This window comes from Thermocatellispora tengchongensis, assembly GCF_014202315.1.
GTDB lineage: Bacteria > Actinomycetota > Actinomycetes > Streptosporangiales > Streptosporangiaceae > Thermocatellispora > Thermocatellispora tengchongensis.
Map to the genome: position 1 here is coordinate 225224 of NZ_JACHGN010000015.1, position 25881 is coordinate 251104.

The 25881-nt window shown below is 72.0% G+C and carries 21 protein-coding genes; 5 read left to right on the forward strand and 16 right to left on the reverse strand.

Going from position 1 to position 25881, the window contains the following annotated elements; genetic code table 11:
- Window position 1 precedes the first annotated feature (1 nt).
- The 5 genes from HNP84_RS31935 to HNP84_RS31955 are packed head-to-tail and all read right to left on the reverse strand — an operon-like array spanning window position 2 to window position 5960.
- Window positions 2-1537: an alkaline phosphatase D family protein gene (locus HNP84_RS31935; protein ID WP_185053656.1), complete on the reverse strand. Its 1536-nt coding sequence runs from the start codon at window positions 1535-1537 to the stop codon at window positions 2-4.
- 12 nt (window positions 1538-1549) lie between these two features.
- Window positions 1550-2863 (reverse strand): ABC transporter substrate-binding protein, encoded by a 1314-nt coding sequence (locus HNP84_RS31940; RefSeq protein WP_185053657.1) that lies wholly within the window; start codon window positions 2861-2863, stop codon window positions 1550-1552.
- A gap of 11 nt (window positions 2864-2874) precedes the next feature.
- A complete protein-coding gene (locus HNP84_RS31945) occupies window positions 2875-3681 on the reverse strand; it encodes a carbohydrate ABC transporter permease (RefSeq protein ID WP_185053658.1) in 807 nt (268 codons plus the stop codon).
- Window positions 3682-3687: 6 nt separating this feature from the next.
- Window positions 3688-4650, reverse strand: a complete 963-nt coding sequence (locus HNP84_RS31950) for a carbohydrate ABC transporter permease (protein ID WP_221337000.1) — start codon at window positions 4648-4650, stop codon at window positions 3688-3690.
- Window positions 4647-5960 (reverse strand): glycoside hydrolase family 36 protein, encoded by a 1314-nt coding sequence (locus HNP84_RS31955; protein ID WP_185053660.1) that lies wholly within the window; start codon window positions 5958-5960, stop codon window positions 4647-4649. Before HNP84_RS31955 ends, HNP84_RS31950 begins: the two co-directional genes overlap by 4 nt.
- 156 nt (window positions 5961-6116) lie before the next feature.
- Here HNP84_RS31955 and HNP84_RS31960 point away from each other — a divergent pair, with 156 nt between their 5' ends.
- The gene (locus HNP84_RS31960) at window positions 6117-7283 is read left to right on the forward strand and encodes an ROK family transcriptional regulator (protein WP_185053661.1); all 1167 of its coding nucleotides are present in this window, start codon (window positions 6117-6119) and stop codon (window positions 7281-7283) included.
- 261 nt (window positions 7284-7544) lie between these two features.
- On the opposite strand, the gene HNP84_RS31965 is transcribed toward HNP84_RS31960, so the two are convergent.
- The 10 genes from HNP84_RS31965 to HNP84_RS32010 form a co-directional block, all read right to left on the reverse strand.
- Window positions 7545-8480: a TIGR03619 family F420-dependent LLM class oxidoreductase gene (locus HNP84_RS31965; protein ID WP_221337001.1), complete on the reverse strand. Its 936-nt coding sequence runs from the start codon at window positions 8478-8480 to the stop codon at window positions 7545-7547.
- A gap of 46 nt (window positions 8481-8526) precedes the next feature.
- The gene (locus tag HNP84_RS31970) at window positions 8527-9258 is read right to left on the reverse strand and encodes a gamma-glutamyl-gamma-aminobutyrate hydrolase family protein (RefSeq protein ID WP_312926235.1); all 732 of its coding nucleotides are present in this window, start codon (window positions 9256-9258) and stop codon (window positions 8527-8529) included.
- Window positions 9255-10745, reverse strand: a complete 1491-nt coding sequence (locus tag HNP84_RS31975; RefSeq protein ID WP_185053663.1) for an aldehyde dehydrogenase — start codon at window positions 10743-10745, stop codon at window positions 9255-9257. Before HNP84_RS31975 ends, HNP84_RS31970 begins: the two co-directional genes overlap by 4 nt.
- Entirely contained in the window at window positions 10738-12141 is a 1404-nt protein-coding gene (locus HNP84_RS31980; RefSeq protein WP_312926238.1) for an APC family permease, read from the reverse strand. Before HNP84_RS31980 ends, HNP84_RS31975 begins: the two co-directional genes overlap by 8 nt.
- Window positions 12142-12308: 167 nt before the next feature.
- Window positions 12309-13157: a fumarylacetoacetate hydrolase family protein gene (locus HNP84_RS31985; protein WP_185053665.1), complete on the reverse strand. Its 849-nt coding sequence runs from the start codon at window positions 13155-13157 to the stop codon at window positions 12309-12311.
- On the reverse strand, window positions 13150-14061 hold the full coding sequence (locus tag HNP84_RS31990) for a 3,4-dihydroxyphenylacetate 2,3-dioxygenase (protein ID WP_185053666.1): 912 nt from the start codon (window positions 14059-14061) through the stop codon (window positions 13150-13152). The genes HNP84_RS31985 and HNP84_RS31990 overlap by 8 nt, the downstream gene beginning before the upstream one ends.
- Window positions 14054-15526, reverse strand: a complete 1473-nt coding sequence (locus tag HNP84_RS31995) for an aldehyde dehydrogenase (protein ID WP_185053667.1) — start codon at window positions 15524-15526, stop codon at window positions 14054-14056. The genes HNP84_RS31990 and HNP84_RS31995 overlap by 8 nt, the downstream gene beginning before the upstream one ends.
- Complete coding sequence (locus HNP84_RS32000; protein WP_185053668.1) at window positions 15523-16317, reverse strand: acetoacetate decarboxylase family protein; 795 nt, start codon at window positions 16315-16317, stop codon at window positions 15523-15525. Before HNP84_RS32000 ends, HNP84_RS31995 begins: the two co-directional genes overlap by 4 nt.
- A gap of 12 nt (window positions 16318-16329) precedes the next feature.
- Window positions 16330-17538: an NAD(P)/FAD-dependent oxidoreductase gene (locus tag HNP84_RS56335; RefSeq protein WP_185053669.1), complete on the reverse strand. Its 1209-nt coding sequence runs from the start codon at window positions 17536-17538 to the stop codon at window positions 16330-16332.
- Between the two features lie 3 nt (window positions 17539-17541).
- The gene (locus HNP84_RS32010; protein ID WP_185053670.1) at window positions 17542-17730 is read right to left on the reverse strand and encodes a ferredoxin; all 189 of its coding nucleotides are present in this window, start codon (window positions 17728-17730) and stop codon (window positions 17542-17544) included.
- A gap of 191 nt (window positions 17731-17921) precedes the next feature.
- Here HNP84_RS32010 and HNP84_RS32015 point away from each other — a divergent pair, with 191 nt between their 5' ends.
- Window positions 17922-19280, forward strand: a complete 1359-nt coding sequence (locus HNP84_RS32015; RefSeq protein ID WP_185053671.1) for a glutamine synthetase family protein — start codon at window positions 17922-17924, stop codon at window positions 19278-19280.
- Between the two features lie 16 nt (window positions 19281-19296).
- Window positions 19297-20565: a cytochrome P450 gene (locus tag HNP84_RS32020; protein WP_185053672.1), complete on the forward strand. Its 1269-nt coding sequence runs from the start codon at window positions 19297-19299 to the stop codon at window positions 20563-20565.
- 51 nt (window positions 20566-20616) lie between these two features.
- On the opposite strand, the gene HNP84_RS32025 is transcribed toward HNP84_RS32020, so the two are convergent.
- Window positions 20617-22080, reverse strand: coding sequence for an amidohydrolase (locus HNP84_RS32025; RefSeq protein ID WP_221337002.1), 1464 nt, complete (start codon window positions 22078-22080; stop codon window positions 20617-20619).
- A gap of 224 nt (window positions 22081-22304) precedes the next feature.
- Between HNP84_RS32025 and HNP84_RS32030 the strand changes: the two genes are divergently transcribed.
- Window positions 22305-22877, forward strand: a complete 573-nt coding sequence (locus HNP84_RS32030; RefSeq protein WP_185053673.1) for a MarR family winged helix-turn-helix transcriptional regulator — start codon at window positions 22305-22307, stop codon at window positions 22875-22877.
- Between the two features lie 324 nt (window positions 22878-23201).
- Window positions 23202-25028 carry an amidohydrolase gene (locus HNP84_RS32035; RefSeq protein ID WP_185053674.1) on the forward strand — a complete coding sequence of 609 codons (1827 nt, stop codon included), beginning with the start codon at window positions 23202-23204 and terminating at the stop codon, window positions 25026-25028.
- Window positions 25029-25881 lie beyond the last annotated feature (853 nt).

A 25881-nucleotide genomic window follows, 5' to 3' on the forward strand; every position in this document is an offset into this window, starting at 1 on the left:
GTCACACCGGGTTCAGTCGGGGGGCGCCGGGCTCGATGACGAAGGAGCCCGAGGTGTAGGCGGCGGCGTACGGCTCGGTGACCCGCGGCAGGGAGCGGAAGTCGACCCGCATCTCCTTCTGCGAGATCCGGGCGCGCACGTAGCCCCGGCGGCCGTTGAAGAACTTCACGTGCGGGTTCTCCTGGAGGAGGATGCCGGTGTTGGGGTACTCGTCGAGGCCGTTGCCGGCGCTGGTGACGCTGGTGGTGACCAGTTCGACCGCGACCGGCTCGGATTCGGGGTCCTGGAAGTCGCGCTTGACCTCGCCGGCCCAGTGCGAGTGCACGTCGCCGGTGAGCACGACTCCGTTGCGCTTGTAGGTGTCCAGGGCCGCGGTCAGGCGATTGCGCGAGGCGACGTAGCCGTCCCAGCCCTCGTTGGAGTAGCCCTTGCCCGCGCCGTTGGTCCAGTCCATCTCCATGAGGAAGACCTGCTGGCCCAGCAGGTCCCAGGTGGCCGCCGACTCCCGTAACTCCCCGTCCAGCCACGCCTCCTGCTCGGCGCCCAGGATGGTGCGGTTCGGGGCGAAGCGCTCGGCGCAGTCGGCGCCGACCGTGCCGCTCCTGCCGGTGCAGGCGTACAGGTCGCGGTACTGGCGGGTGTCGAGCATGTGCAGGTTGGCGACCGCGCCCCAGCGGAGCGTGCGGTAGAGCCGCATGTCCGGGCCGGACGGCCGCTGGGCGCGGCGCAGCGGCATGTTCTCGTAGTACGCCTGGAAGGCGGCGGCCCGGCGCTGGAGGAAGGGCGGGTCCGGCTGCTCGGGGACGTCGCCGGCCCAGGCGTTCTCGATGTCGTGGTCGTCCCAGACCACGGCCCAGGGTGCGATGGCGTGGGCGAGCTGGAGTTCGGGGTCGGCCTTGTGCTGGGCGTGCCGCAGCCGGTAGCCGGCCAGGTCCAGGCACTCGCCCCCGGCCTGGTCGCGTACGGGGTACTTGTAGTCGCCGTACTCGTAGATGTAGTCGCCGAGGAAGGCGATCAGGTCGGGCTCGTCCTCGGCCATCCGGCGGAAGGCGGTGAACCAGCCGGCCTGGTAGTCGGCACAGGAGGTGAAGGACAAGCGCAGGTCGCGGGTGCGGGCGCCGGGAGCCGGCGCGGTCACGGTGCGGCCGGCCGGGGAGATCTCGGTCCCGGTCCGGAAGCGGTAGAAGTACTCCGCGCCGGGGTCGAGGCCGTCCAGCTCGACGTGCACGCTGTGCGCGGACTCCGGCCGGGCGATCTCGACGCCGTGCCGTACGACGCGGCGGAAGCCCTCGTCGGCGGCGACCTGCCACTCGACGGGCACGGCGCGGTCCGGCATGCCGCCGAGGCCGTCGGCGGCGAGGGGATCGACGGCCAGGCGGGTCCACAGCACCACGCCGCCGGGGGTGGGCTCCCCGGAGGCGACGCCGAGCCGGAAGGGGTCGGTGAGGGGGCGGCGGCGGGCCGCGGCGGGGCGGGTCAGCGCCCCGAACGCGGCCAGGCTCACGCCCCCGGCGATCAGCGAACGCCGGGTGATCATGGCGGGGGGCTCCTATCCGACGCTGGCGTTGCCCTCGGCGACCGCCTGGTCGGCGGCCTGCTTGGGAGTGATCTTGCCGAGGTACATCTCGTTGAAGATCTGCACCATCTTGTTCTCGAAACCGGTGAAGCCGGTGGTGACGGGCAGGGGGAACGTGGTGCCCTCGGCCTCCTTCAGGAACGGCGTGACGTCGAGGTTCTTGGCCTTCCAGTAGTCGACGTAGCCCTGGGCGAGGCCGGTGATGGCGGGGAAGACGTAGCCCTCGTCGGCCATGAGCTTCTGCGGCTCGTCCGAGGCCAGGTAGGCGGCCAGCTTCATGGCGGCCTGCTTGTTCTTGCTGTTGGCGTAGACGACCTCGGCCAGGCCGTTGAGGTTGACCGCGCGGCCGGCCGGGCCCTCGGGCATCATGGCCACGCCGATCTCGAAGTTCGCCTCCGGCGCGACGAAGGGCAGCAGCGCGTTGTTCGCCGGGAACATCGCCACCTGGCCCCGGTTGAACATGTCGGTGACCTTGCCGGTGGGCGGGTTGGTCTGCGTCGCGGGCGGGGAGACGAAGTGCTTGTTGACCAGGTCGACGCCGAACTGCAGGGCCTGGACGGCGGCGTCGTCGTTGAAGGCGTACTTGCCGAAGGGCTTGTCCAGCAGCTTGCCGCCGTTGGAGACCACCCAGTTCATCCACTGCGTCTGGTAGTGGTTCCAGGAGGCGAAGCCGTAGGTCTCGACCTTGTCCTTGTCGAAGCCGGCCTCGCCGGGGTGCTTGCCGTTCTCGTCCACGGTGAGCTTGCGCGCCGTTTCGAGCAGGGTCCCGGAGCCGTCGGGCGCCCAGGTGAGCTTGTCCGGCATCTCCACGCCGGCCGCCTTGAACAGGTCCTTGTTGTACAGCAGGCCGACGATGCCCCAGTCCTTGGGCACGCCGTACAGCTTGCCCTGGTAGGTGAAGGTCTGCACGACGGTCTGGTGGTACCTGGAGGTGTCGAGCTTGAGCTCGCTCATGTCGGCCAGGACGCCCTTGGTGACGAACTCGGGGAAGGACGTGGGCTGCATCCAGAACACGTCCGGGGCGGTGCCGGCCACCGCGTCGGCGGTCAGCTTGGTCCAGTACTGGTCCCAGGGCAGCACCTCGACCTTGACGTCGATGCCCGGGTTGGCCTTCTCGAAGGCCGCCATGACCTTGTCGTAGCCGGCCTTCTGCTGCTCGTCCCAGAGCCGGTAGGTGAGCGTGACCTGCTCGGGGCCGGCCGAGGACGAGCCGGAACCGCATGCGGCGAGGGACAGGATCGCGGCGCCGGCGAGCGCCGCGAGGGGGGTTGTGCGGGGGGAGCGCATGAGTTCGCCTTTCACTTCAGGCCGGTGAGGACCACCGACCTGACGATGTGTCTCTGGAAGAAGATGAAGATCGCCACCATGGGGACCAGCGCGATGAGGCCGCCGGCCATCAGGAGGTTGTAGTCCACGCCGACGCCGCCCTTGAGCGTCGCCATCGCCACCGTGATGACCTTCGTGTCCTCGCCGCTGGTGATGATGAGCGGCCACAGGAAGCTGTTCCAGGACGAGATCACGGTGATGATGGCGAGCGTGCCGAGGGCGGGGCGGCACAGCGGGAGCATGATCTTGAGGAGGATGGTGAGCGGCCCCGCCCCGTCGATGCGGGCCGCCTCCTCCAGGCCCGCGGGCAGGCCGCGGAAGAACTGCCGCATGAGGAAGATGCCGTACGGCGTGCCGAACAGGAAGGGCACGAGCAGCCCCCACCAGGTGTTCACCAGGCCCAGCTCCCGCATGATCAGGAAGAGCGGGATCACGGTGACGGCGCCGGGCACCATCATGGTCGCCAGGTACAGCCAGAACAGCGGTTCCCGGCCGCGGAAGCGCAGGCGGGCGAAGGCGTAGGCGGCGAACGTGGTGAACACGAGCTGGCCCGCCGTCAGCACGGCGGTCATCAGGACGGTGTTGAGCAGGGCGCGGGGGAAGTCGCCCTCCAGGATGCGGGCCAGGTTGGCGCCGGTGGGCGGGACGCCGGGCAGCCAGGGCTCGGTGGAGTTGAGCTGGCCCTGCGACTTGAACGCGGTGAGCACCACGAGCAGGTACGGGAAGACCGACACGAAGGCGCCGGCGAGGAGGACGGCGTGCAGCAGGGTTCGTTTCATGGCCGCTCAGCTCAGGTCATAGGTGGTGCGCTTGCCGAAGAACCGGACCTGCGCCAGGGTGACCAGCAGGATGATCACGAAGAGCAGCAGGGACAGCGTGGCGGCGTAGCCGAAGTCGAACTCCTTGAACGCCGTCTGGTAGATGGTGAAGTTGAACGCCTCGGTGCTGTGGCCGGGGCCGCCGTCGGTCATCGCGAAGATCGTGTCGAACACCTGGAAGGCGCCGATCAGGCTGGTCACGCTGACGAAGAACATGGTCGGGTTGAGCAGCGGCAGCGTCACGTGGAAGAAGCGCTGGACGGGCGTGGCCCCGTCGGTGGCCGCCGCGTCGTACATCTCCTGCGGGATGCCCTGCAGCCCGGCCAGGAAGAACAACATCGTGTACCCGGTGTGCTGCCAGACGTTGACCAGCGCGACGGCGGGCAGGGCCCAGGTGGGGTCCGACAACCAGGCCGGGCCCGTGACGCCCACCAGGTCCAGGGCCCGGTTGAGCGCGCCATCGCGGGGGTCGAAGATCCAGTGCCAGACCAGGCCCATCACGATGGGCGTGGCCATCCACGGGACCACGAACAGGGCCCGGTAGATGCGCACGCCCCGGATCCTGCGGTTGAGCAGGAGCGCGAGCACCAGGGCGAGCACGGTCTGGAGCGGGATGCACAGCAGGACGAACAGGACCGTCACCCACAGGGAGTGCCACACCTGGCCGTCGGCGGCCAGCCGGGCGTAGTTGTCCAGGCCGACGAACCTGGGCTCCGACAGCAGCTCCCAGTCGAACAGGCTCAGGCCGAAGACGATGAGGACGGGCAGGAGGAGGAACGCCACGACCCCGAAGAGGCTGGGCGCGATGAACAGGTGGGCGTACCAGTCGCCGCGCCGGCGCCCGCCCTTCACGGTTGCGGGGACCTTCTCCGCCCGCGCCCCCGCGACCGGCCGTACGGGCGGCGCCGTACGTGTGGCCGGGCGGCTCACGACGGGTCCGTCCTGGTCGGGACCATCAGCCGCCGGGTGGTCCGCAGTCCCCATTCGTCCAGGGCGGCGAGGGGATCGCTGGATCCGCGCAGGCCGCCGGTGGCCTCGATGTGCGCCGCCCAGTCCTCGCGCGCCTCCACGTCCGGGCGGACGATGATGCAGTCGGGGTCGTTCACCCACCAGCGGGCGTGCAGGAACTCGCGGGCCGCGCCGGCGAGCCTGGCCCCGAGCTGGGAGGGCTGGCTCAGGTCGCCGGACCTCGGCATCAGGGTCGGCGCGACGTCCGGGCTGACCCGCATGATCTCGACGAGTCCCAGGCTCGGCAGCATGGGCGCGCCGCACCCGTGCAGGATCGCGTCTTCGCCGGCGCCCTGGCGGATCAGCTCCAGCCCGCGCCGGTAGGCGGCGATGGGGTCCACGTCCTGCGCGCGCCGCCCGGGGAGCGCCCCGGCGTAGCAGTAGTCGAGCTTGAAGTGGGTGATCCCGAGAGCGCGCAGGGTGGCGAACACCGTGACGAGGTGCTCGGCCGCCCCGGGATGCGTGACGTCGAGCACGGCGAGGTCCTGGTCCCACATGTGGCCCGCCCAGGCGTCGCCGACCAGCCACTCGGGGTGCTCGTGGAACACGCGGCTCCGGTGCCCGACCAGGAAGGGGGCGACCCAGATCCCGGCCCGCTTGCCGGCCTCGCGGATCGTGCCCACCGTCCGCTCCAGCGACCCGAAGCCCTGCCGCGTCTCCAGCCAGTCGCCGATCTCCGCCTCGTAGCCGTCGTCGAGCAGGAACATGTCCGCGGGAATGCCGAGCCGCGCGGCGAGGTGGAGGTTGTCGACAACGTCGGCCTCGGTGACCTTGTCCCAGTAGCCGTACCACGAACACCACATCGGCGGGACCGCGGGGACGGCCGGCGGCGCGTGGCCCTCGGCGATGCGCTCCGCCCAGGTCCGCAGCGCCTGATCGAGGCCGGATTCCGCCTGCCAGTGCGACACCGGCCCGTCGGCGGAGACGACCAGCCTGCCGCCCTCGCGACGCGCCCGGATGGACGGGACCTCCAGCGGCGACGGCGCCGACCACACCGAGACCGGGCCGCCGTCGCCCGGGTCCACCGCGAGCAGCCCCTCCCCCTGGAACACGCCGTCCGGGACCGGTGTCTCGGGGCGGTAGCAGAGGACCTGGATGGTCGGGTCGGCGGCGCGCGGAGGGCGCTCGTGCAGGCGGTAGGAGCCGGTCGGGCTCCATGACTGCCAGCCGTGCTCGAAGACGAGGCTCCGGGCGGGGTCGCAGCCGATCTCCCCGATGTCCACGAACGGCATCAGACTCCCGTCCTTTCACACTTACGAAGGAGCCCTTCATTAGTAGCAGCAGCCTGTTTGGGCAGTCAAGATGCGCTCTTCACCAAGCCAGGTGGCTCGGGGCTCATCCATGACATACTGGGGAGTTAATAAAGGAGACCTCCATTAGGGGTGGTGATGGCGCTGCGTGGCGGCGACCTGTCGCGCCTGCGACAGCTCAACTCCCTGTCGGCGATCAGGGAACTGCGTCGCGAGGGACCGCTCCCCCTGTCGGCGCTCGCCGACCGTACCGGCCTGTCCAGGCCCTCGACCAAGGAGGTCGTGGACGAGCTGGTCGGCCTGGGCTGGGTGGAGGAGGTGCCGCCGAGTCCGGGCACCATGGGCAGGCCCGCCCGCCGCTACCGTTTCCGCGCCGACAACGGCTTTCTCGTGGGTGTGGACATAGGAGCGCACAACGTCCGGGCCGCGTTGTCGGACCTGGACGGCCGCCTGCTCGCCGAGACGAGGCAGCCCGTCGAGCCCGGCACGCCGGTGGACGAGCGGCTGGCGGCCATCGAGGCCGCGGTCGAGGGTTGCCTGGCCATGAGCGGCAAGACCGCGGCCGACCTGTGGACCGTGGCCGTGGGCACGACCGGCGTCCTCAGCCCCGACGGCGTCATCAGGTATTCGGCCGGCATCCCCGACTGGCGGGGCTTCGACCTCGGCGAGCGGCTGCGCGCCATGTTCCCCTGCGAGGTGCTGCTGGAGAACGACAGCCGCCTCGCCGCCCTGGCCGAGCTGCGGCGCGGGGCGGCACGCGGCTCGCGCGAGGTGGTCTTCCTGCACGTCGCCAGGCGGATGGGCGCCGGGCTCATCATCGACGGCAAGATCCACCGCGGTTTCGGCGCGGCCTCCGGCGAGATCGCCATGCTGCCGGAGGCCCGCTGGTTCGACGCGCCCGAACACCTCAACTCCTGCCCGGTCGTGCCCGAGGGCACGCCCGCCGAGGACGCCGCCGGCTTCACCCTCGCCGCGGCCAGGGCCGGCGATCCCGTCGCCCTGGAGGCGGTGCGCCGCTACGTGGAGGACCTGGCCGTGGGAACCGCCGCGATGGTGCTGCTGCTGGACCCCGAGGTCCTGGTGCTCGGCGGCGGCTTCTCGCGCTCGGCCGACGTCCTGCTGCCCCCGCTGCGCGACCGGCTCGCGCGCGTCTGCGTCCGGATGCCCGAGCTCAGGGCGTCCACCCTGGGGGGAGAGTGCGTGGTCCTCGGCGCGATCGAGTACGCGGTGGACCACCTCGACCGGCAGTTGTTCGCCCCGGACGGCGGCCCCGAGCTGCCCGCACCGCTGACCGCCGCCCGCTGAGACACGCGCCCGCCCCGGCCGGTTCATCTCCGTCTCGTCCAGTCGGAGGAACTCGGAGAGCACGGCGGCCGTGTCCGCGCCGAGCAGCGGGGGGATGGGTTCCACCTCGCCCCACGCATCGACCGGGATGCGCAGCGCCGGGAACCGGCCCTCAGTGGGGCGCCACTCCGCGGCGCGCGGGGACCTTCCCCCGGTGCGCGGCTGAGCGACGTCGCCACGCTTCCCGGACGGTCCCGGCGCCGCGACGGCGCGTTCCCGCGGTCACGACGTGAGGGCGTCCACGCGCCTGATGACCTCCCGGCAGAACTGCGGCACGCCATCGGGATCGTCGATGAACTGCGAGGGCTTGATGCAGAACGTGGTGAACCCGGCGGCCACCTGCTCGGGGATGCTCTCCAGGGCCTGGGGCAGCGAGGCGCACGAGTCGCCGGACGGGAAGACGCCCCGGGTGCCGCCGACGAGTTCGAGCTCGGACAGGTCGCGCCCGGCCGCCCGGAGGGCGGAGGACAGCCGGTCCAGGTCGCCGGCGGACGGCCGCCCGAGCGGGTTGTAGCCGTGGCCGTAGCGGACCAGCCGCCTGACGAGATGGTCCGGCATTCCCTCGCCGCCGAAGAACAGCCGCGGCCCGTCCGGCCGGTACGCCCGCGGCTCGACGTACACGTCCCGGAACCGGAAGAACCTGCCCTCGTAGGAGACCGGGGCCCCCTTCCACACCAGCGACCAGATCTCCAGTTGCTCGTCCAGTATCCGTCCGCGCTTGTCGAACGGCACGCCGAGCGCGCGGTATTCGTCCCTGCTCCAGCTCACCGACGGGAGCACGAGCAGCCGTCCCTCGCTGAGCAGGTCGAGTGTGGCCAGGTCCTTGGCCAGCGCGAGCGGATGGCGGAGGGGGGCCAGCACGGCGACGGCCGCCAGCCGCAACGAGGTCGTGACCGAGGAGATGGCACTCAGCAGCAGCAGGTTGGCCGGCCACGGTGTGGCCGGGTCCTGGTTGCCCGGCAGCGCGTACTCCCGCGGGTTGGCCATCCGCCCCCGCGCCCCGGCGTCGGGGCCGAGCACCACATGCTCGCTGGCCATGACCGAGTCGAACCCCGCGTCCTCGGCCTCCCGCGCCCACCTGACCAGGGTGTTGAGATCGCGCCCGGAGGTCATCGTCCAGTTCTCCGTCAGTATGAGCTGCATTCGCACACTCGTCATGAGCACTCCTCGGCGATAGGTCTGGATTCCGGAGAGCGGTGCCGGATCACCATGGGTCCCGGCCGCGCACGCGGGCCGCGTGTACGAAGGCGTCGAACAGGGCCTGCTGCACCGGGTCGCGGTGCGCCGTGTCCTCCGGGTGCCACTGCACGGCGGCGAACCAGGAGGGCAGGGCGGGCAGCTCCAGCGCCTCGATCGTGCCGTCGGCGGCCTCGGCCGTGGCCGTCAGCCCGCTGCCCAGGCGGGCCACGCGCTGGTGGTGGTAGCAGGACGCGATCGCCTTCTGCTCGCCGGTGACCCGTTCCAGGAGCGAGCCGCGCACGATGGCGACCGGATGCACGATATGGCGGTGAATCCGGTGTTCGCCGCCCATGTCCTGGTGCAGGGTGCCGCCGAGCGCGATGTTGACGACCTGCAGTCCCCGGCAGACGGCGAGCAGCGGCAGGCCGATCTCCAGCGCGTGCCGGGCCACCTCGATGTCGAAGGCGTCCTGCTCGTCGTCGACGTCGTAGACGCTCTCGTGCGCGTCGTCCTCGCCGTAGCGGTGCGGGGCGATGTCGCCCCCGCCGGGCAGCAGGACCCCGTCGAAGCGGGCCAGGCGCGCGGCCACCTCGGCAGGGGCCGCGGGGGCGCGCGGATGCAGGGACAGCGGTTCGCCGCCCGCCCGCCAGACCGCCTCGATCAGCGCCCTCGCGTTGACCTCCGCGGCGTACCGGAGGGCGGAGGCCGAGGCGGAGAAGCGGGCCGGGATGGCGATGAGCGGACGATCGCCGGTCACAGCCGGATCCACGTGGTCTTGAGCTCGGTGTACTTCTCCAGGGCGTGGACGGATTTGTCGCGGCCGTTGCCGGACTGCTTCATCCCCCCGAAGGGCACGGTCAGGTCACCCTCCTCATAGCAGTTCACCCAGACCGTCCCGGCGCGCAGGGCGCGGGAGACCCGGTGCGCGGTGGACAGGTCGGAGGTCCACAGGCCGGCGGCCAGGCCGTACTCGGAGTCGTTGGCCAGCGCGACCGCCTGGTCCAGGTCGTCGAAGGCGAGCACGGACAGCACGGGCCCGAAGATCTCCTCGCGGGCGACTCGCATGCCGGGTTCGACCCGGTCGAACACCGTGGGCTCCAGGTAGTTGCCGCCGGTGCCGGTCAGCGTGCGCGCCCCGCCCGTACGCAGCCGGGCGCCCTCGCTCGCCGCGTCGGCGATGTGGCCGAGCACCCGGGCCAGGTGCGCCTCGCGGGCCAGGGGGCCCATCTGGGTGGCCGGGTCGAGCGGGTCTCCGACGCGCAGTTCCCTGGCGTGCCGGACGACGGCGTCGGTGACCTGTTCGGCGACGGCGGAGTGCACCAGCAGCCGGGAGGGGGCGGTGCACATCTGGCCCTGGTTGAAGAAGACGCCCCATGCGGCGGTGGCCGCGGCGGCGTCCAGATCGGGCGCGTCGGGCAGGATGATGTTGGGCGACTTGCCGCCGAGCTCCAGCCAGACCCGTTTGAGGTTGGAGTCGGCGGCGTACCGCATGAAGTGGCGGCCGACGGCCGTCGAGCCGGTGAAGGCGAGCACGTCCACGCCGGGATGCAGGCCGAGGGCCCGCCCGGCGGCGGGACCGTCCCCGGCGACGACGTTGAGCACGCCGGCCGGCAGGCCGGCCTCGGTGGCGAGGTGGCCGAGCGAGAGGGCCGACAGCGGCGACCACTCCGAGGGCTTGAGCACGACCGTGCAGCCCGCGGCCAGGGCCGGGGCGAGTTTCCAGGCGGCGATGGTGAGCGGGAAGTTCCAGGGCACCACCGCGCCCACCACTCCGGCGGGTTCGCGGGTGACGAGCGCCAGAGCGCCGGGGGCGGTGTGCGGCGACTCGTCGGCGAGCTTGCCCGCCAGTTCGCCGTACCAGCGGAAGGTGGAGATGGCGGCACGCAGCTCGATCTCGTAGGCGTCCTTGATCGGTTTGCCCATCTCCAGGCTGATGGTGAGCGCGAGGCTCTCGCGCTGTTCCTCCATCAGCTCGGCGAGCCGCAGCAGGGCCCGCCCGCGTTCGGCGGGCGCCAGGCGCGGCCACGGGCCGTGGTCGAAGGCGCGGCGGGCGACGGCCACGGCCAGGTCGACCTCGCCCGGCCCCGCGTCGGCGACATTGGCCAGGACCCTGCCGTCGCGAGGGGACACCACGGCGAATGACGCGCCGCCGCCGGACTCCTCGGCGCCGCCGATGTGGTGGCGGGTGGGGAGGGCCAGCCGCGCGGCGCGGCCGGCCCACTCCTGGTGCCCGATCTCACGCACCGGGGGCTCGCCTCCGTACGCGCAGGGCGGCGAGCACGCCGAGCAGCATCATGACCGGTACGCAGCACGCGAGCCAGATCGCCGTGGCCGTGGAGCCGCCGATGAGCGTGGGGAAGTTGGCGAGGATGAGCCAGACGGCGCCCGCGAGGCCGAGCGCCCCGAGGGCGGGGGCGATCAGCGTGTTCCAGGGGCGGGTGTCGACGCGTTCCCTGCGGAAGAACACGATCACCGAGACGGACGTGAGCAGGTACATGAGCATCATGGCCAGCACCGCGACGCCGCTGAACCAGGAGAAGAGCGTCAGCACGGGATCCCCGCCGGCCACCGCGAAGGGCAGGACCAGCAGCACCGCGATCACGGTCTGGGTCCAGCCGGCCAGCCACGGCGCGTGGCGGCGGTTGATCGAGGTCAGGCGCCGGGGCAGCACCCCTTCGCGGCCGAGCGAGAACAGGTAGCGGCCGGCGGAGTTGTGGAAGGCGAGCATGCCGGCGAACAGCGAAGTGGCCAGCAGGACCGGCAGCACCCCGTTGACCCAGGCGCCGAGCTGGGCCGCCACGGGGTCGAAGACGAACGCCGCGGAGTCGCCGCCCTCGACCGCCGCGCCCGCCGCCGCGACGGCCTTGGAGGAGCCGTAGGCGGAGATCACCATCCACGAGGTGAAGACGAAGAAGGCGCTGACGACGAGCACGGCGAGGTAGGTGGCGCGGGGGACGGTGCGCCGCGCGTCGCGCGCCTCCTCGCCGTAGATGGCGGTCGCCTCGAAGCCGAACATCGAGGCCACGGCGAACATCAGCGCGATCCCCGGGGTGCCCGACAGGGCCGACGCGGGCGAGAAGGCGGCGGCCACGCCGAGGCCCTCGGGGCCGCCGCCCTTGACGAAGGTGATCAGGCTGAAGACGAGCAGGATGCTGAACTCGGCGAGCACGAGGACCGCGAGCACCCTGGCGCCGATCTCGATGCCGGCCTGCCCGAGCCCCTGTACGACGGCGATGGTCACCAGCGTCCAGACCCACCAGGGCGCCTCCAGGCCGGTGTACTGGGCGACGAGGCCGGAGACGATGGAGCCGTACAGCCCGTAGATGGCGGCCTGGATGGTGCAGTAGGCGAACAGCGCGACGGCGGCGCTCCCGGTGCCGGCCGTCCGGCCGAGCCCTTTGCCGATGTAGACGTAGAAGGCGCCGGCGTCCACGACGTGCCTGCCCATGGCCGCGAAGCCGACCGAGAACAGCAGGATGATCAGCCCCACGACCAGGTAGGCGGCGGGGACGGCGGGGCCGTTGCCGAGGAGCACGGCGATGGGCAGGGCGCCGGCGATGCCGGTCAGCGGCGCCTGCGCCGAGAGTACGAGGAACAGGATGCCGAGTACGCCGAGCGCGTCCGGCTTGAGCCTGCTCACGGGGGGAGTGTCCCGCCCAGTGGCTTCCACTGCGGCGGTGGCTGGAGTGTCCACTTGGTGTCACCTACTGCCTTGGGGGGCGAGTCGCTAATCGTTTGCAGTCAAACGAGTTACGCAATGATGGAGCGCGAGGCGTCCGTTTGACAAGGGGCGGAGACCGGCGGACTTCACCCGCGCCGGGGCGGCCGGATGCCGCGGAACTCCCAGTCGCCGCCGAGCGCCGTGGACAAGACCTCCTCCGACTCGCTCGGCTGCGCCCCGACGTCCGCGCGGATCGCCGCCGGACCGGTGACGATCCGGTTGGCGAGCCGCCCCAGGCCCTCCACCTCGACCTCCACCAGGTCCCCCGGCCGCACCGGACGGGAGTTGGCCGGCGTGCCCGACAGCAGGACGTCGCCGGGGTACAGGGTGATGGTGCGGGCGATGTCGGCCACGAGATAGTGCATGTCCCACGTCATCTCGTCGGTCGAGCCGTCCTGGACGACCTCGCCGTTGACGTACGTGCGCAGGTGCTTGCCGCGGAAGTCCCAGCCGGTCACCAGGCCCGGCCCGAGCGGGCACAGCGTGTCGGAGCCCTTGACCCGCAGCATCGAGCCCGCGTCGGTGTCGCGGAAGTCGTGCAGCCCGAAGTCGTTGGCGACGGTGTATCCGGCGATGTACTCCCCCGCCTCGCCCGGCGAGACGTTGCGGCAGGTCCGGCCGATGACGATGGCCACCTCGCCCTCGTAGTTGAGCCACTTGCACCCCTCCGGGCGCACCACTGCGCCGCGGTGGGCGTTGAGGGAGGACGTGGGCTTGTGGAAGTACGTCGGCGCGGGCGGCAGCGTGGTCCGGAACTCCTCGACCCGGCTGCGGTGGTTGAGGTGCACCGCGATGATCTTCGACGGGACGACCGGCGGCAGGTGGTGCGCCTCGTCCGCCTTGACCCGGCGGCCGTCGCGGGCGACGAGTTCCTCCCCCTCCCGTACGGTCTCGGTGACGGCGCCGTCGAGCAGGATGCGGCGGTACTCAGGCATGGGCGTTCTCCTGACGGGGGGCGGTCCAGCCCCCGGACGGGCGGTCGAACCAGAGATGGACCTGGCCGGTGCCGATGGAGTTCTCGTACTCGCCGTACTGGCGGGCGCGGGCGGTGCACGCCCGCTCGCCGAGGGCGCCGGCCATCATGAGGTAGTGGTTGAAGCGAGCCTCGGGCTTGTACTTCCAGAACTCCGGCATGGTCTCCAGGACCCGGTCGTGGCGGCCCTCCTTGAACCAGGCGATGCGCTCCTGGTCGGCCGCACGCGCTTGCGGAGTGAAGATGTGGCGCGGGTCGCTGGCCTCGTGGTCGCGCAGCTCGCGCAGCGGCCAGAAGGTGTGCGACAGCGCGCCGGAGGCGATGAGCAGCACCCTGCGGCCCGGGGTCGCGGCGATGCCGTCGGCCAGGGCGCGGCCCAGGCGCAGATGGTCCTCCATGTCGCCGGTCTGGCAGACCCCGATCGACACCCACCGCTTGTCCGGCAGGCCCTCGCCGAGGAACTTCCACAGGTTGATCGTGGCGTAGTAGATCGGCAGGTAGGGGTCGTCGATCGGGGTGATCCAGGTGCCGTGCGCGCCGGCGAAGGAGGCCACGTTGCGGGCCAGCTCCGGATCGCCCGGGAAGTCGTACGGCATCCGGCACATGCCGCGGGGCAGTTCCTCTGAGGTGAACAGCCCGGCGCGGCGCGGCTGCGCGGTGACCACGAACTCCACGGTGGTGGCCCAGTGCGAGTCGAGCACCACGACGGTGTCGTAGTCGAGGGTCTCGAAGACCTCGCGGCGCAGCTCGCGCAGGCCGGTGACGAGGGTGATCTCCTTGCCCTCGTTCAGCTCCAGCCGGTCCCGCTCGGGGAGCACGATGGTGGGGACGTGCGCGAGCAGGCCCGCCCCGACGATCTCACCCACGGTCGATCCAGCCCTTCGGCGCGGTGACGGTGTTCTTCAGGTCGCAGTAGAAGTCGAAGCTCCAGGTGCCGCCCTCGCGGCCCACTCCCGACTCCCGGGAGCCGCCGAAGGGCGCGCGCAGGTCGCGGACGAAGAAGCAGTTGACCCAGACGGTCCCGGCGACCAGCCGGGCGGCGACGCGCTCGGCGCGGTCGCGGTCGCCGGTGGCGAGGGTGGCGGCCAGGCCGAAGCGGGTGTCGTTGGCCAGCCGGACCGCCTCGTCCTCGGTGTCGAAGGTCTGCAGCGTCAGCACCGGGCCGAACACCTCCTCCTGGACGATCTCACTGTCCTGGGCGACATCGGTGAGCAGCGTGGGCCGGTAGTACAGGCCGCCCAGATCGGTGTTGGGCCCGCCGCCCAGGAGCGTGCGCGCCCCGGCGGCCACCGCCCGCCGTACGAAGCCGTCGATCTTCTCGACCTGCCGGGCGTGGATGTTGGGGCCGATGTCGGTGGCCTCGTCGCGCGGGTCGCCCTGCCGCAGCGCCGCCGCCCTGGCGACGAAGCGGCGGGTGAACTCCTCGCTGATGGAGGACTCCACCAGCAGCCGCGTCGCGGCCAGGCACACCTGGCCGGCGTTGTCGTACTGCTCGACCGCCAGGTCCACGGCCACGTCGAGGTCGGCGTCGGCGAAGACGAGCAGCGGCGACTTGCCGCCCAGCTCGAAGCTGGTGGGGACGAGGCCGGCGGCGGCGGCCCGCGCGATGCGCTTGGCCGTGGGCACCGAGCCGGTGAAGCTGATGCGGCGCACGCCCGGATGCGCCACGAGCGCGGCGCCCGCCTCGGCGCCGTACCCCTGCACGACGTTGAGGACCCCGGCCGGCAGGCCGGCCTCCGCGGCGATGTCGGCCAGCAGCGAGGCGGTGAGCGGCGACCATTCGGCGGGCTTGAGCACCACCGTGTTGCCGGCGGCGAGCGCGGGGGCGACCTTCCAGGTGGCCAGCATCAGCGGCGCGTTCCATGGCGTGATCAGCACGCACGGCCCCGCCGGGTCCCAGGAGACGTGGTTGGTGTGGCCGCGGGTGTCGAAGTCCTCGTGCCCGAGGCCGTCCAGCCGGTCGGCGAAGAAGCGGAAGTTGTGCGCCACGCGTGGCATCACGCCGCGCCGGTGCGAGCGCAGCAGCGCGCCGTTGTCGGTGGTCTCGACGAGCGCCAGATCCTCCCGGCGCTTGTCCACCCCGTCGGCGATCACGCGCAGCAGGCGGGCCCGCTCGGCGGGCGGGGTTGCCGCCCAGGCGGGGAACGCCGCCTGGGCCGCGGCGACGGCGGCGTCCGCCTCCGCCTGCCCGCCGCGCGCGATCTCGCCGAGAACCGCGCCGTCGATGGGCGACTCGTCGGTGAAGGTCGTGGCGGACGCGACGCGCGCGCCGCCGATCCAGTGCCGGGTGTCCACGACGATCCCGGCGACGGTCGCGGTGTGCCTGGTCATGAGCGCTCCTTCGCTTCGAGCAGGGTGCCGCCGTCCCAGACGACGCCGACCTGCCGGTAGTAGGCGCCGATGGGCTCGCGGATCTCCAGACGGGCCAGTTCCTCCGTGGGCGCCTCGAACAGCTCCAGGTCGGCCACGCCGCGCCAGGGCGTGCCGCCCTCGGCCGCCGCCGCGCCCGACTCGATCAGCTCGTCCAGCGCGAGCCCGCCGCCCTTGTCGATCGAGGGCAGCCACCGGTGGTGCGCCATGGGGTGGGCGTTGACGAAGCCGTTGTTCCCGGCGGGCTCGGTCAGCGTCACCACGGCCTGTGCCAGCCTGCGGTCGGCGGCGGCGAGCGTGGCGCCGAAGCGCGCGCCCGCCTCGATGCGCGGCGCCGGCCCGTACGGGTGCGGGCGGGTCAGGTGGATGGAGCCGAGCTTCTTCGGGTAGCCCTGGTGGATGCCGCGGGCGACGGCGAAGTCCTTGTCCACCCAGATGTAGACGCAGCGCGAGTACGTGCGCCCCCGGTACGAGCAGCGCACGACCGCGAACGCCTCCTTGTACTGGGCGCGCACCGGATCGAGCAGCTCCTCCCCGGAGGCCGAGCAGGACTGCCAGTCGGCCCAGATCAGCGCGACCGCGCCGGGGTCCTCGGGGGCGAGGTCGAGAGGCTCGGGCAGCAACTCCCGTACCCGCGCCGGGTCGGTGCGGTACTCGATGGTGAGCAGGTCGCCGGAGTAGTGCCACGGCGGCGCGGGGATCAGCGAGGAGCGGCCGCCGGCCGTCCGCGGATACCAGAACCCTGTGATCATGTGGTTCGTTCCTTATGGGGTGAGAGCCGGCCGCCTGAGCAGGGCGGCGCGGTGGCGGGCAGCCGCGGCGACGGCGGCGGGCCCGCCCAGGGCGACGATCCCGACCAGGCGTCCGGCGGCGTGGTAGCCCACGACGACGTCCCCCGCGAGGTCGCCGTGCAGCACCCGGGCGTCCTCCGCGCCCAGTGCCGGGGTGCCGAACGACTGCAGGCGGAAGTCGTGCTGGTCGCTCCAGAAGGTGGGCAGCGGCGCGAACGGCTCGGGGTCCGGTTCGGCGCCGGCGAGGTGGGCGGCCAGGGTCCTCGCGGCGCGCTTGGCCGTGTCCGCGGGCATGGACCAGTGCTCCACCCGCCGCGGCACGCCGTCGTAGCGGGCGTTGGGGAAGCGGGCGACGTCGCCGACGGCCACGACGTGCGGCAGGCCGCCCGCGCGCAGCAGCTCGTCGGTGAGCACGCCGTCGGTGAGGTCCAGGCCGTTGCCGTCGAGCCATTCGGTGTTGGGGACCGAGCCGACCGCCTCGACCACCACGTCCGCGCCCAGCCTGCGCCCGTCCTCGAGCACGACGCCGGTCACGCGATCCTCGCCGTCGAAGGCGGCCACGCCGGCGCCGAGAGCGAAGCGCACGCCGCGTTCCCGGTGGCGGCGGAACAACGCGTGGGCCAGGAGGGCGCCGAGGGGGCGGAGCATGGGCAGGGGCTCGGGGTCGGCCACGGTGACCTCGGCCGCGCCCAGCTTGAGGGCGGTCGCGGCGACCTCGCAGCCGATGAACCCCGCGCCGACCACGACGACCCGCGCGCCCGGACGCGTGAGCCGCGCCCGCAGCGTACGGGCGTCGGCCATGGTGCGCACCACGTGGCGGCCCGCGAGCGGGCCGGGGCAGCGCAGCCGCCGCGGGCGTACGCCGGTGGCCACGACCAGGCCGTCGGCGGCCAGTTCCTCGCCGGTGTCCAGGCGGACCACGCGCCGGTCCAGCCTGGCGGAGGCGACGGCGGCGCCGAGCCGCCACTCCACATCCGCGCAGCTCGCCCTGGGCCGGAAGGCCAGCGACTCGAACGGCGCCGAGCCCGCGAGCACCTCCTTGGACAGGGGCGGCCGGTTGTAGGGCATCAGCGGCTCGTCACCGACCACGGTGATCGCGCCCGCCCAGCCCGCGGCCCGGAGTTGCTCGGCGGCGCGCAGGCCGGCCAGGCCGGCCCCGGCCACCACGACTCGGGAGGACACCGATCAGTCCTCGATCCGGATGGCCTGGAGCGGGCAGACGTCCGCCGCCTCCTCGACGTCCGCGCGCGACGCCTCGCCGGGTTCGGCGACGTACGTCAGATGCCCGGCGTCGTCGAGACGGAAGACGTCGGGAGCCGCGAAGACGCACTGCCCGTGATCCTGGCACTTGTCCATGTCGACGACGACTTTCACCGCCACACCTCCAATTCATTTGGATCCAAACAAGATAGGCGGGCGCCGATGAGCCGGTCAAGGGCCGTCGCGGACAATGAGATTGCGGAGCCCGCTTGCGAGGAAAGCCGCGCGAATCCTATCGTTTGGTTTCAAATGATTTCCCGGGGCCGCCCTCTCGCGCCCCTCATCCACCGCCCGAGGAGACGCCGATGAGCGCTCACGACATCTCGCAGATCCAGGAGCACCTGGCTCGCCTGGCCGCTCTTGACGTGGACGTCGTCCGCGTGGTCTACCCCGACCTCATCGGCACCGACCGGGCCCGGGACGTCCTGGTGGAGCACCTGGCCGGCGCCTGCGAGCACGGGCTCGCCTTCTGCCGCGCCGTCTACCACACCAGCCCGCAGGGCGACGTGGTGCCGGTCGAGGGCGGCCTGGACGCCGGGCTGCCCGACATCGCGGTCCGGCCCGACCTCAGCACACTGCGGCCGTTGCCCTGGGAGCCCGGCGTGGCCTCGTGCCTCGGCGAGGTGATCGACCCCGCCACCGGCCAGACGGTCCCGGAGTCGCCGCGCGACCTGCTGCGAGGCGTGCTCGACCGGTTCGCCCAGCACGGGCTCGTCCCGGTCGCCGGCCCCGAGCTCGAATACTTCCTGTGCGAGCCCGACCCCGGCGCGCCGTCCGGCTGGCGGCGCTACGCCGAGGCCCCGGGCAACGTCTACACCGCGGGACGGCGCGGCGACCCCGGCGGCCACCTGCTGCGGACGCTGCGGCATCTGCGCGATCTCGGCCTGGGCGTGAGCATGGGCAACCACGAGTTCAGCAGCGGCCAGTTCGAGATCAACCTGACCCATTCCGCAGCCCTGGACGCCGCCGACCGGACCTTCCTGTTCAAGGCCGCGATCAAGGAACTGGCCCGCGCCGAGGGCCGCCTCGCCACGTTCATGGCCAAGCCGTTCAACGACGAGGGCGGCTCCGGCTTCCACCTCCACCTGTCCTGCCTCGCCGGCGCCGACGGCCCGAACGCCTTCGACGACCCCTCGGCGCCCTACGGCCTGTCGGCCACGGCCCGCCACGCCATCGCCGGCGTACTGGCCCACGCCCCTGCGCTGGCCGCGCTGGCCAACCCCACCGTCAACTCCTACAAGCGCTTCGGCCCCGGCACCCTCGCCCCCTGGCTGATCGACTGGGGCCTGGACAACCGCAGCGCCATGCTCCGCATCCCGCCCGAACGCGGCGCCGGCACCCGCTTCGAGCTCCGCCTCGGCGACGCCGGCGCCAACCCCTACCTCCTGCTGGCCGGCACCATCGCCGCCGCGCTGCTCGGGATCCGCGCCGGGCAGGAGCCCCCGGCGCCGCTGGAGGGCTACGGCTACGACACCTCCCGCGCCGCCGTGCTCCCGATGACGCTCCCAGCCGCCCTGGACGCCTTCGAGGCCGACGCCGAGCTGACCGACCTGCTCGGCAAGGGCTTCACCGCCTCCTACCTCGCCTACAAACGCGACGAGGTCGCACGCTTCCACCGGCACGTCACCGACTGGGAGTTCACCGAGTACGCCTACCACCTGTGACACCGAGGAGCCCCGCTTGACCCCCGAACCCCTCCCGCTGGCGGACGTGGACCTCGCCGACCTCGGCAACTTCACCGACGGCGTCACCCCCTGGCGCATGTTCCACACCCTGCGCCACGAGGACCCCGTGCACTGGCAGCCCGAGCCCGCCCCCAACTCCGGCTTCTGGGCGGTCACCCGCCACGAGGACATCGTCCGCGTCGATCGCGACCCCGAGACCTTCACCTCCACCAGGTTCGTCAACCTCGAAGAGGTCGACGACGACCAGATCAGGCGCCGCGCCTCCATCCTGGAACTGGACGGCGTACGCCACCGGGCGCTGCGCGGCCTGCTCCAGCGCCAGTTCGGGGCGGCCGTCATCGGCCAGTACGCCGACTTCCTGCGCGGCCTGACCGCCAAGACCCTGGACGCCGCCTTCGCCAAGGGCTCCTTCGACTTCGTCGCCGACGTCTCGGCCGACTTCCCCATCAACGTGCTCGCCCGCCTGCTCGACGTGCCCGAGGGCGACACCCAGCGGCTCATCGACTGGGGCAACCGCATCATCGGCAACACCGACCCCGACTACGCCGACGTGCTGCTCGACAGCGAGGAGAGCGAGAACTACCGCCACCTGCCCTTCCGCTCCCCCGCCTCGCTGGAGGTCTTCGAGTACGGCCGCGAACTGGCCCGGCAGCGGCGCGGCGGCACCGGCACCGGCACCGACCTGATCTCCAAGCTCGTCAACGAGACCCCGCGCGACGGCGTCCCGCTGTCGGAGCAGGACTTCGACAACTACTTCCTGCTGCTGGTCGTGGCGGGCAACGAGACGACCCGGCACACCATCTCCCACGCCATGCACGCCCTGATCCAGCACCCCGACCAGCTCGACCTGCTGCGCCGCGACCCGTCCTTGATCCCCGGCGCGGTCGAGGAGTTCCTGCGCTGGGCCTCGCCGGTGTATCACTTCCGCCGCACCGCGACCCGCGACGTCGAACTCGGCGGCAAGCGGATCAGGGAGGGAGACAAGGTCGTCATGTGGTTCGCCTCCGGCAACCGCGACGAGAAGGTCTTCGGCGACCCCTACGCCTTCGACGTCACCAGGAAGAACAACGACCATGTGACCTTCGGCAAGGGCAGCCCGCACCTGTGCCTGGGCAACCTGCTGGCCCGCACCGAGATCCGCATCATGTTCGAGGAGCTCATCCCCCGAGTCGCCGACATCCGCCTGACCGGCGAGGTGCCCCGTGTACGGTCCAACTTCGTCAACGGCATCAAGAAGCTGCCCGTCGAGGTCACCCTCGCCTGACAGACGACCCTTTTGACGGACAAGGGCCGGGGATCTCAGGCGGAAAGGGGGTCAGCAACTGGCGCACATGTGCGCGGGGTTCGGACGGCTCGCCCAGCTCACGGCCCGCCCCTCGGCGGCTGCCGCACGGGCCGAGGGGTCGGAGGCGTCGTAGGCGATCGCGCCGTCCACCACCGTCAGCGCCACCGGCAGATCCGAGATCTCGTGCGCGTCCATCGCGAGGCGGCCACGCTCGTCGGTCAGGTGGCCGTCCAGGACGCACAGGTCCCCCGCCATCCCGCGGCGCAGCGACCCCTTCCAGCGTTCGGCGTGGTCCTGCCAGGCCGCCGAGGTGGTGTAGGTCCGCAGCGCCTCGTCCAGGCCGATCCGCTCGTCCGGGCCCGAGACGGCCCCGGATCGCCCCTCGCGCAGCAGCGCCGTCTCCAGGCCCTGCCGCCAGTCGGGCGCCACGTTCGGCGAGTCGGACGCGCTGGTCACCATCACCCGGGCGCGGAGCGCGGAGCGGTACGGCGTCTGGTACGCCGCTCTCGCATCGCCCACGACGCCGGTCTGGGTGTCGGCGATCAGATGCTTGATGTTGGGGTTCAGGCTCACGCCGCAGCCGTGGCGGGCGAGCGAGCGGAGGGTCTCCGGCCAGGCGAAGTCGCCGTGGATGACGTAGTGCCGCGGGTCACCGTGCCGCCGCGACCGGATCGCCTCCGCGTACGCCGCGGCCACCGCGTCGATGGCGGCGTCCCCCGTGGCGTGGGTGCCGATCTGCAGGCCCGCCCGGTGCACGAGGGCGATCATGGCGGTCAGCTCGGCGGCCTTCTCCTCGTCGGTCGAGCCGATCGTCACCAGGCCGCCTCGTCCCCCACCTGCGTACGGCTCGCGCATCCACGCCGTCCGGCTGGCGATTGGCACGCCGTCGGCGCGCAGCTTGACCCCGGTGACGACGAACCAGCGCGGATCGACGTTCAGCAGGGCCACGGGATGGCCTGGCGACACCGGATCCAGGTCGTGGCGGGTCGGCGGCCTGCCCTCGGCGAACGCGGTCTCGTTCCAGCCCTTGCCGCGGATCCACGCGCCGGCGCCCGCCTGCGCGACGGCCGCCGCGATCTGCCGGGCGACGTCCGCGATGGAGCCCACCGCGGACTCCCCGACATCGACGTTGTACGGCGGCAGGGCCAGCCCCGTCCGCAGGCCGTGCAGGTGCGCGTCGTTGATCCCGGGCAGGACGGTCCGCCCGCGCAGGGCGACGACCTCCGTCCGCCGCCCGATCAGGCGCCGCACCGACGCGTCGTCACCGACCTGGACCACGACGCCGTCCTTGATCGCTATGGCCCGCGCGACACCGGCGCCGCCGGCCATGGTCAAGATCCGGCCGCCGTACAACACAAGATCCGCGGCACCGCCGCGGCCCGATCCGGCGTCCCGCGCGGCATGGGCCGGACCCGTGCGCAGCGCGGCGGCACCCATGGCCCCCACCGCCGCCACCCGCATCAACTGCCGCCTGCTGACTGCATTGCTCGCCATTCGAGGCTCCTCACGAGCGGACGGCCGAAGCATGCCGGGATCTTCTCCCCGGCCCCGTCCGCATATGGGATCCATAGAATGTTCGGGGTCAAACGATGTGTCAATACCCCGCAGCCCTCACGCGGAGAGGCGGCGACGGCGTTTCGGGCCCGTACGACCCGCGTGCCCGGCGGACCGTACGTGTACAAATGAACCAGCAAGGATTGGCTTGGAGAGGAGCCGGCGTGCCCGCCCACTACTCGTTGTCGGAGACCGAAGAAGCGGTCAAGCGCCGCCTCGGGTCGATTCCGGTCCGGCTCGGTCCTCTCGCCGCGATCTCCAACCTCTACCGGGCCGCCACCGCGGTCCGCCAGCATCTGGAGAACTCCGCCCTGCGTACGGCCGACCTGACCTGGAGCGCCTTCGTCGTGCTGTGGGTGGTGTGGATCTGGGAGGAGATCGAGACCAGGCACGCCGCGGCCGAGGCGGGCATCTCCAAGGGCACGCTGACCGGCATCATCAAGACCATGGAGTCCCGCGGCTTCATCGAGCGGCGCCAGCACCCCGGCGACGGCCGGCTCGCGCTGCTGCGTCTCACCCCGGAGGGCCTGGCGCTGATGGAACGGCTTTTCCCCGCCTTCAACGAGGAGGAGGCGTTCGTGGTCGGAGCCCTCGACGAGCAGGAGGCGTTCCAGCTCGCGGACACGCTGCGCCGCATCGTCACCCGCCTTGAGGACCACGGCGAGGAGCGCCGTGAGGCCGTCCTCAGCCAGTCCCCGGTCCCACCGCGCCGAAGCGGACGCCGCCGCACACGCTGACCCGGGAGCCGTGCACCGGGATCCGACCGCCGCGCAGGCACCGGCCACCGCACCGCGCCGCGGCGACGAGCGCACGCGGCGGAGGCGAGCGCACGCGGCGGAGGCGAGCGCGCGCCGCGCACCGAGATCGGCTGGAACGCCGCCGCGCCCACCGGCTCTCGCCGGTCTCGCCCGGCCGCGGCCCGGCCGAGCGGAGGGAAGCGAGCCGGCGGCGAGGCAGCCCTTGGCAGATCTCATTTGAGTCCGTACGATCTCTGCATTCCACATATCGTGCGGGCCCAAACGATCGGTATGCCTGTTTCCCGCTGCCGAAGGACACTCACCATGAACGCTGAAATCAACCGCCGCCGGTTCCTGGGCCAGGCGGCCCGGGTCGCGGCCGGCGCCGTAGCCGCCTCCATGCCGGCGGCGAGCCCCGCGCTCGCCCAAGGGCGCGGCCCCGCGGACCTGATCATCTACAACGGGCGCGTGCAGATCATGGACCGGCACCTGCGCGTCGCCGAGGCCGTCGCCATCCGCGACGGCGTGGTGATCGGGGTCGGCCGGGAACGAGACATCCGCCGCCTGGCCGGACGCGGCACCGAGTCGATCAACGCCCAAGGCGGCACCGTACTGCCCGGCATCAACGACTCCCACCTGCACCTGGGCGGCTACGGCCTGGACTTCCCGCCCTTCACCGTCGAGGTGGACGTCCCCACCATCCAGGAGGTGGTCGATGCCGTGGCCGCCGCCGTCGCCGCCGCCACCACCCCCGGCTCCTGGATCCGCGGGCAGGGCTGGAACGAGAACCGGCTGCCCCACCCCCCGACCAAGGCCGACCTCGACCCCGTCTCCGGCGACCACCCGGTCATCCTGCGCGACTTCTCCGGGCACATGATGACAGCCAACTCCAACGCGCTGCGGATCGCCGGCATCACCCGCGACACACCCGCCCCGCCCGGCGGAGTGATCGAGAAGGACGGCGACGGCGAGCCCAACGGCGTCCTCCGCGAAGCCGCACAAGACCTGATCAACCCGCATGTGCCGCCCTACACCGAGGAGGAGACCGCCGGCGCCATCGACGCCGCGATCAAGCTGTGCCACGCCCAGGGCATCACCAGCGTCACCGATCCCGGGATCACCCTGCGGCAACTGGCGCTGTACGGCAGCAAGCACGACGCCGGCACGCTGCCCCTGCGCATCACCGCGCTGATCACGGGCGGCCGGCACCCGGACCACGTGCGCGAGCTCCTCGACAGTTACGACCCGCTGCGCGGTGCCGACCCGCGCATGCTCCGCGTCGGCGGTTTCAAGCTCATCATCGACGGTGTGCCGACCGCGGCGCAGACCGCCTGGCTGCACGAGCCGTACCTCGACGGCAGCAACGCCACGCCCGTCCTCCAGGGCGACACGATCGAGGAGCAGGTCGCGAACCTCCACGAGATGATCCGCCTGGTCCACGACGCCGGAATGCAGGTGGGCACGCACGCCACCGGAGACGCCGGGATCGACGCCGTGGTGGCGGGATACCTGGCCGCCATGCGCGGCAACCGCCGCTTCCGCGATCCCCGGCACTATGTGATCCACGGCGACCTGACGCCGCCGGGCACGCTGCGTACGATGGCCCGCCACGGCATCGGCGTCAGCATGAACGCCACGATCAAGTACGTGCTGGGCCGCACCCTCGACCCTCACCTCGGCCCCGAACGCACCGACTACCAGTGGCCCTACCGCACGGCGCTCGACCTCGGCGTCAAGGTCGCCAGCGCTTCGGATGCCCCGGTGACCTCCCCCAGCCTGCTCCAGGGCGTCCAGTCGGCGGTCCTCCGCGAGGGTCGGTTCGGCGGCGTGGCCGGCGAAGCCGAGCGCATCACCGTCGAGGAAGCCCTGGTCACCTACACCAGAACGGGTGCGTGGCAGGACCACGCCGAGCACTGGAAGGGCACCCTCGAACCCGGCATGGCCGGTGACGTGTGCGTCGTCGGCGGCGACGTACTGGGCGCCGACCCCGCCACGCTGGTCGAACTCCCGATCACCGCGACCGTCCTCGCCGGTCGGGTCGTCTACGACGGCAAGCCCGACCCGGCCATAGCGCCGGCGGCCGTCACGCGACGCAACGCCCGCGGAGCCGACCGCCTCAACCGCGGCGCCTGCTGTCACCAGCACGCCTGAGAACCATCGCCCCCCGCGAGCCGCCCGGCCACCACGTCGCGGCGGCCCGCGACCACTCCACAGCCGTCCCGGATACCGCGCGCGTCCGACCGGGGAGCACGCTGAGCGCGCCACGGGACGTGATGCCGCCGGCCCGCGCCAGAACGGGCCTCGGCACCGGTCCTGGCGCGAGCCCCGACGTGTCGGCGGCGCGGTTCACTGTGAAATGCCGAGTCCGCGTCGGTGGCGCATCCACCCTGGGGCGCCACCACCTCGAGGAGTCGCGGGCGTCCAGAGAGTTGTCGTTGTGCCGTACCGCCTTGTACGCGAGGTCGTCCTCCCGCCCGTCGCACATATTGACCATCGACCGATCGGCCGGCACCGTCACACTGCCCCGTGAGTATCGCTCCAGCCGGCGCCTTCCGCCGTCGCCGCCGAGATCAGGTTCAGGCCCGCGACCACCAGTCACGATCACTCCGTCCGCTCGGGTCACGCGTCCCCCTATTCCGTTTCACGTCGTCACACGATCAACACGGATAACAATCGATCAGTGACGGTTCGCGAGCAGGGCGGGGAGATCTTTCTTGGCAGCTCGCAAGCCCCTGCCCGTTATCGGCGTCTGTGTCGCGGAGACCACGAGTGACGCTTCCACGGTGCGCCTCGCTCGCGAACGGGCCACTAATCGCCAACGCCTTTACATTGTAGATTCGTAGCCTCGATGAACACGGGCGGGATCTCGGCCTACTCGCGCAGGAGAAGGCCGGTCAGTTGAAGATCCCGGACCGGCGGGACGGCAGCGAGGGTGTCGCGACGTGGAGTGGGCGACGGCCGGTCCCACGGTCCAAGGACGGTCCAGACACTGCGAAGGCCGGTC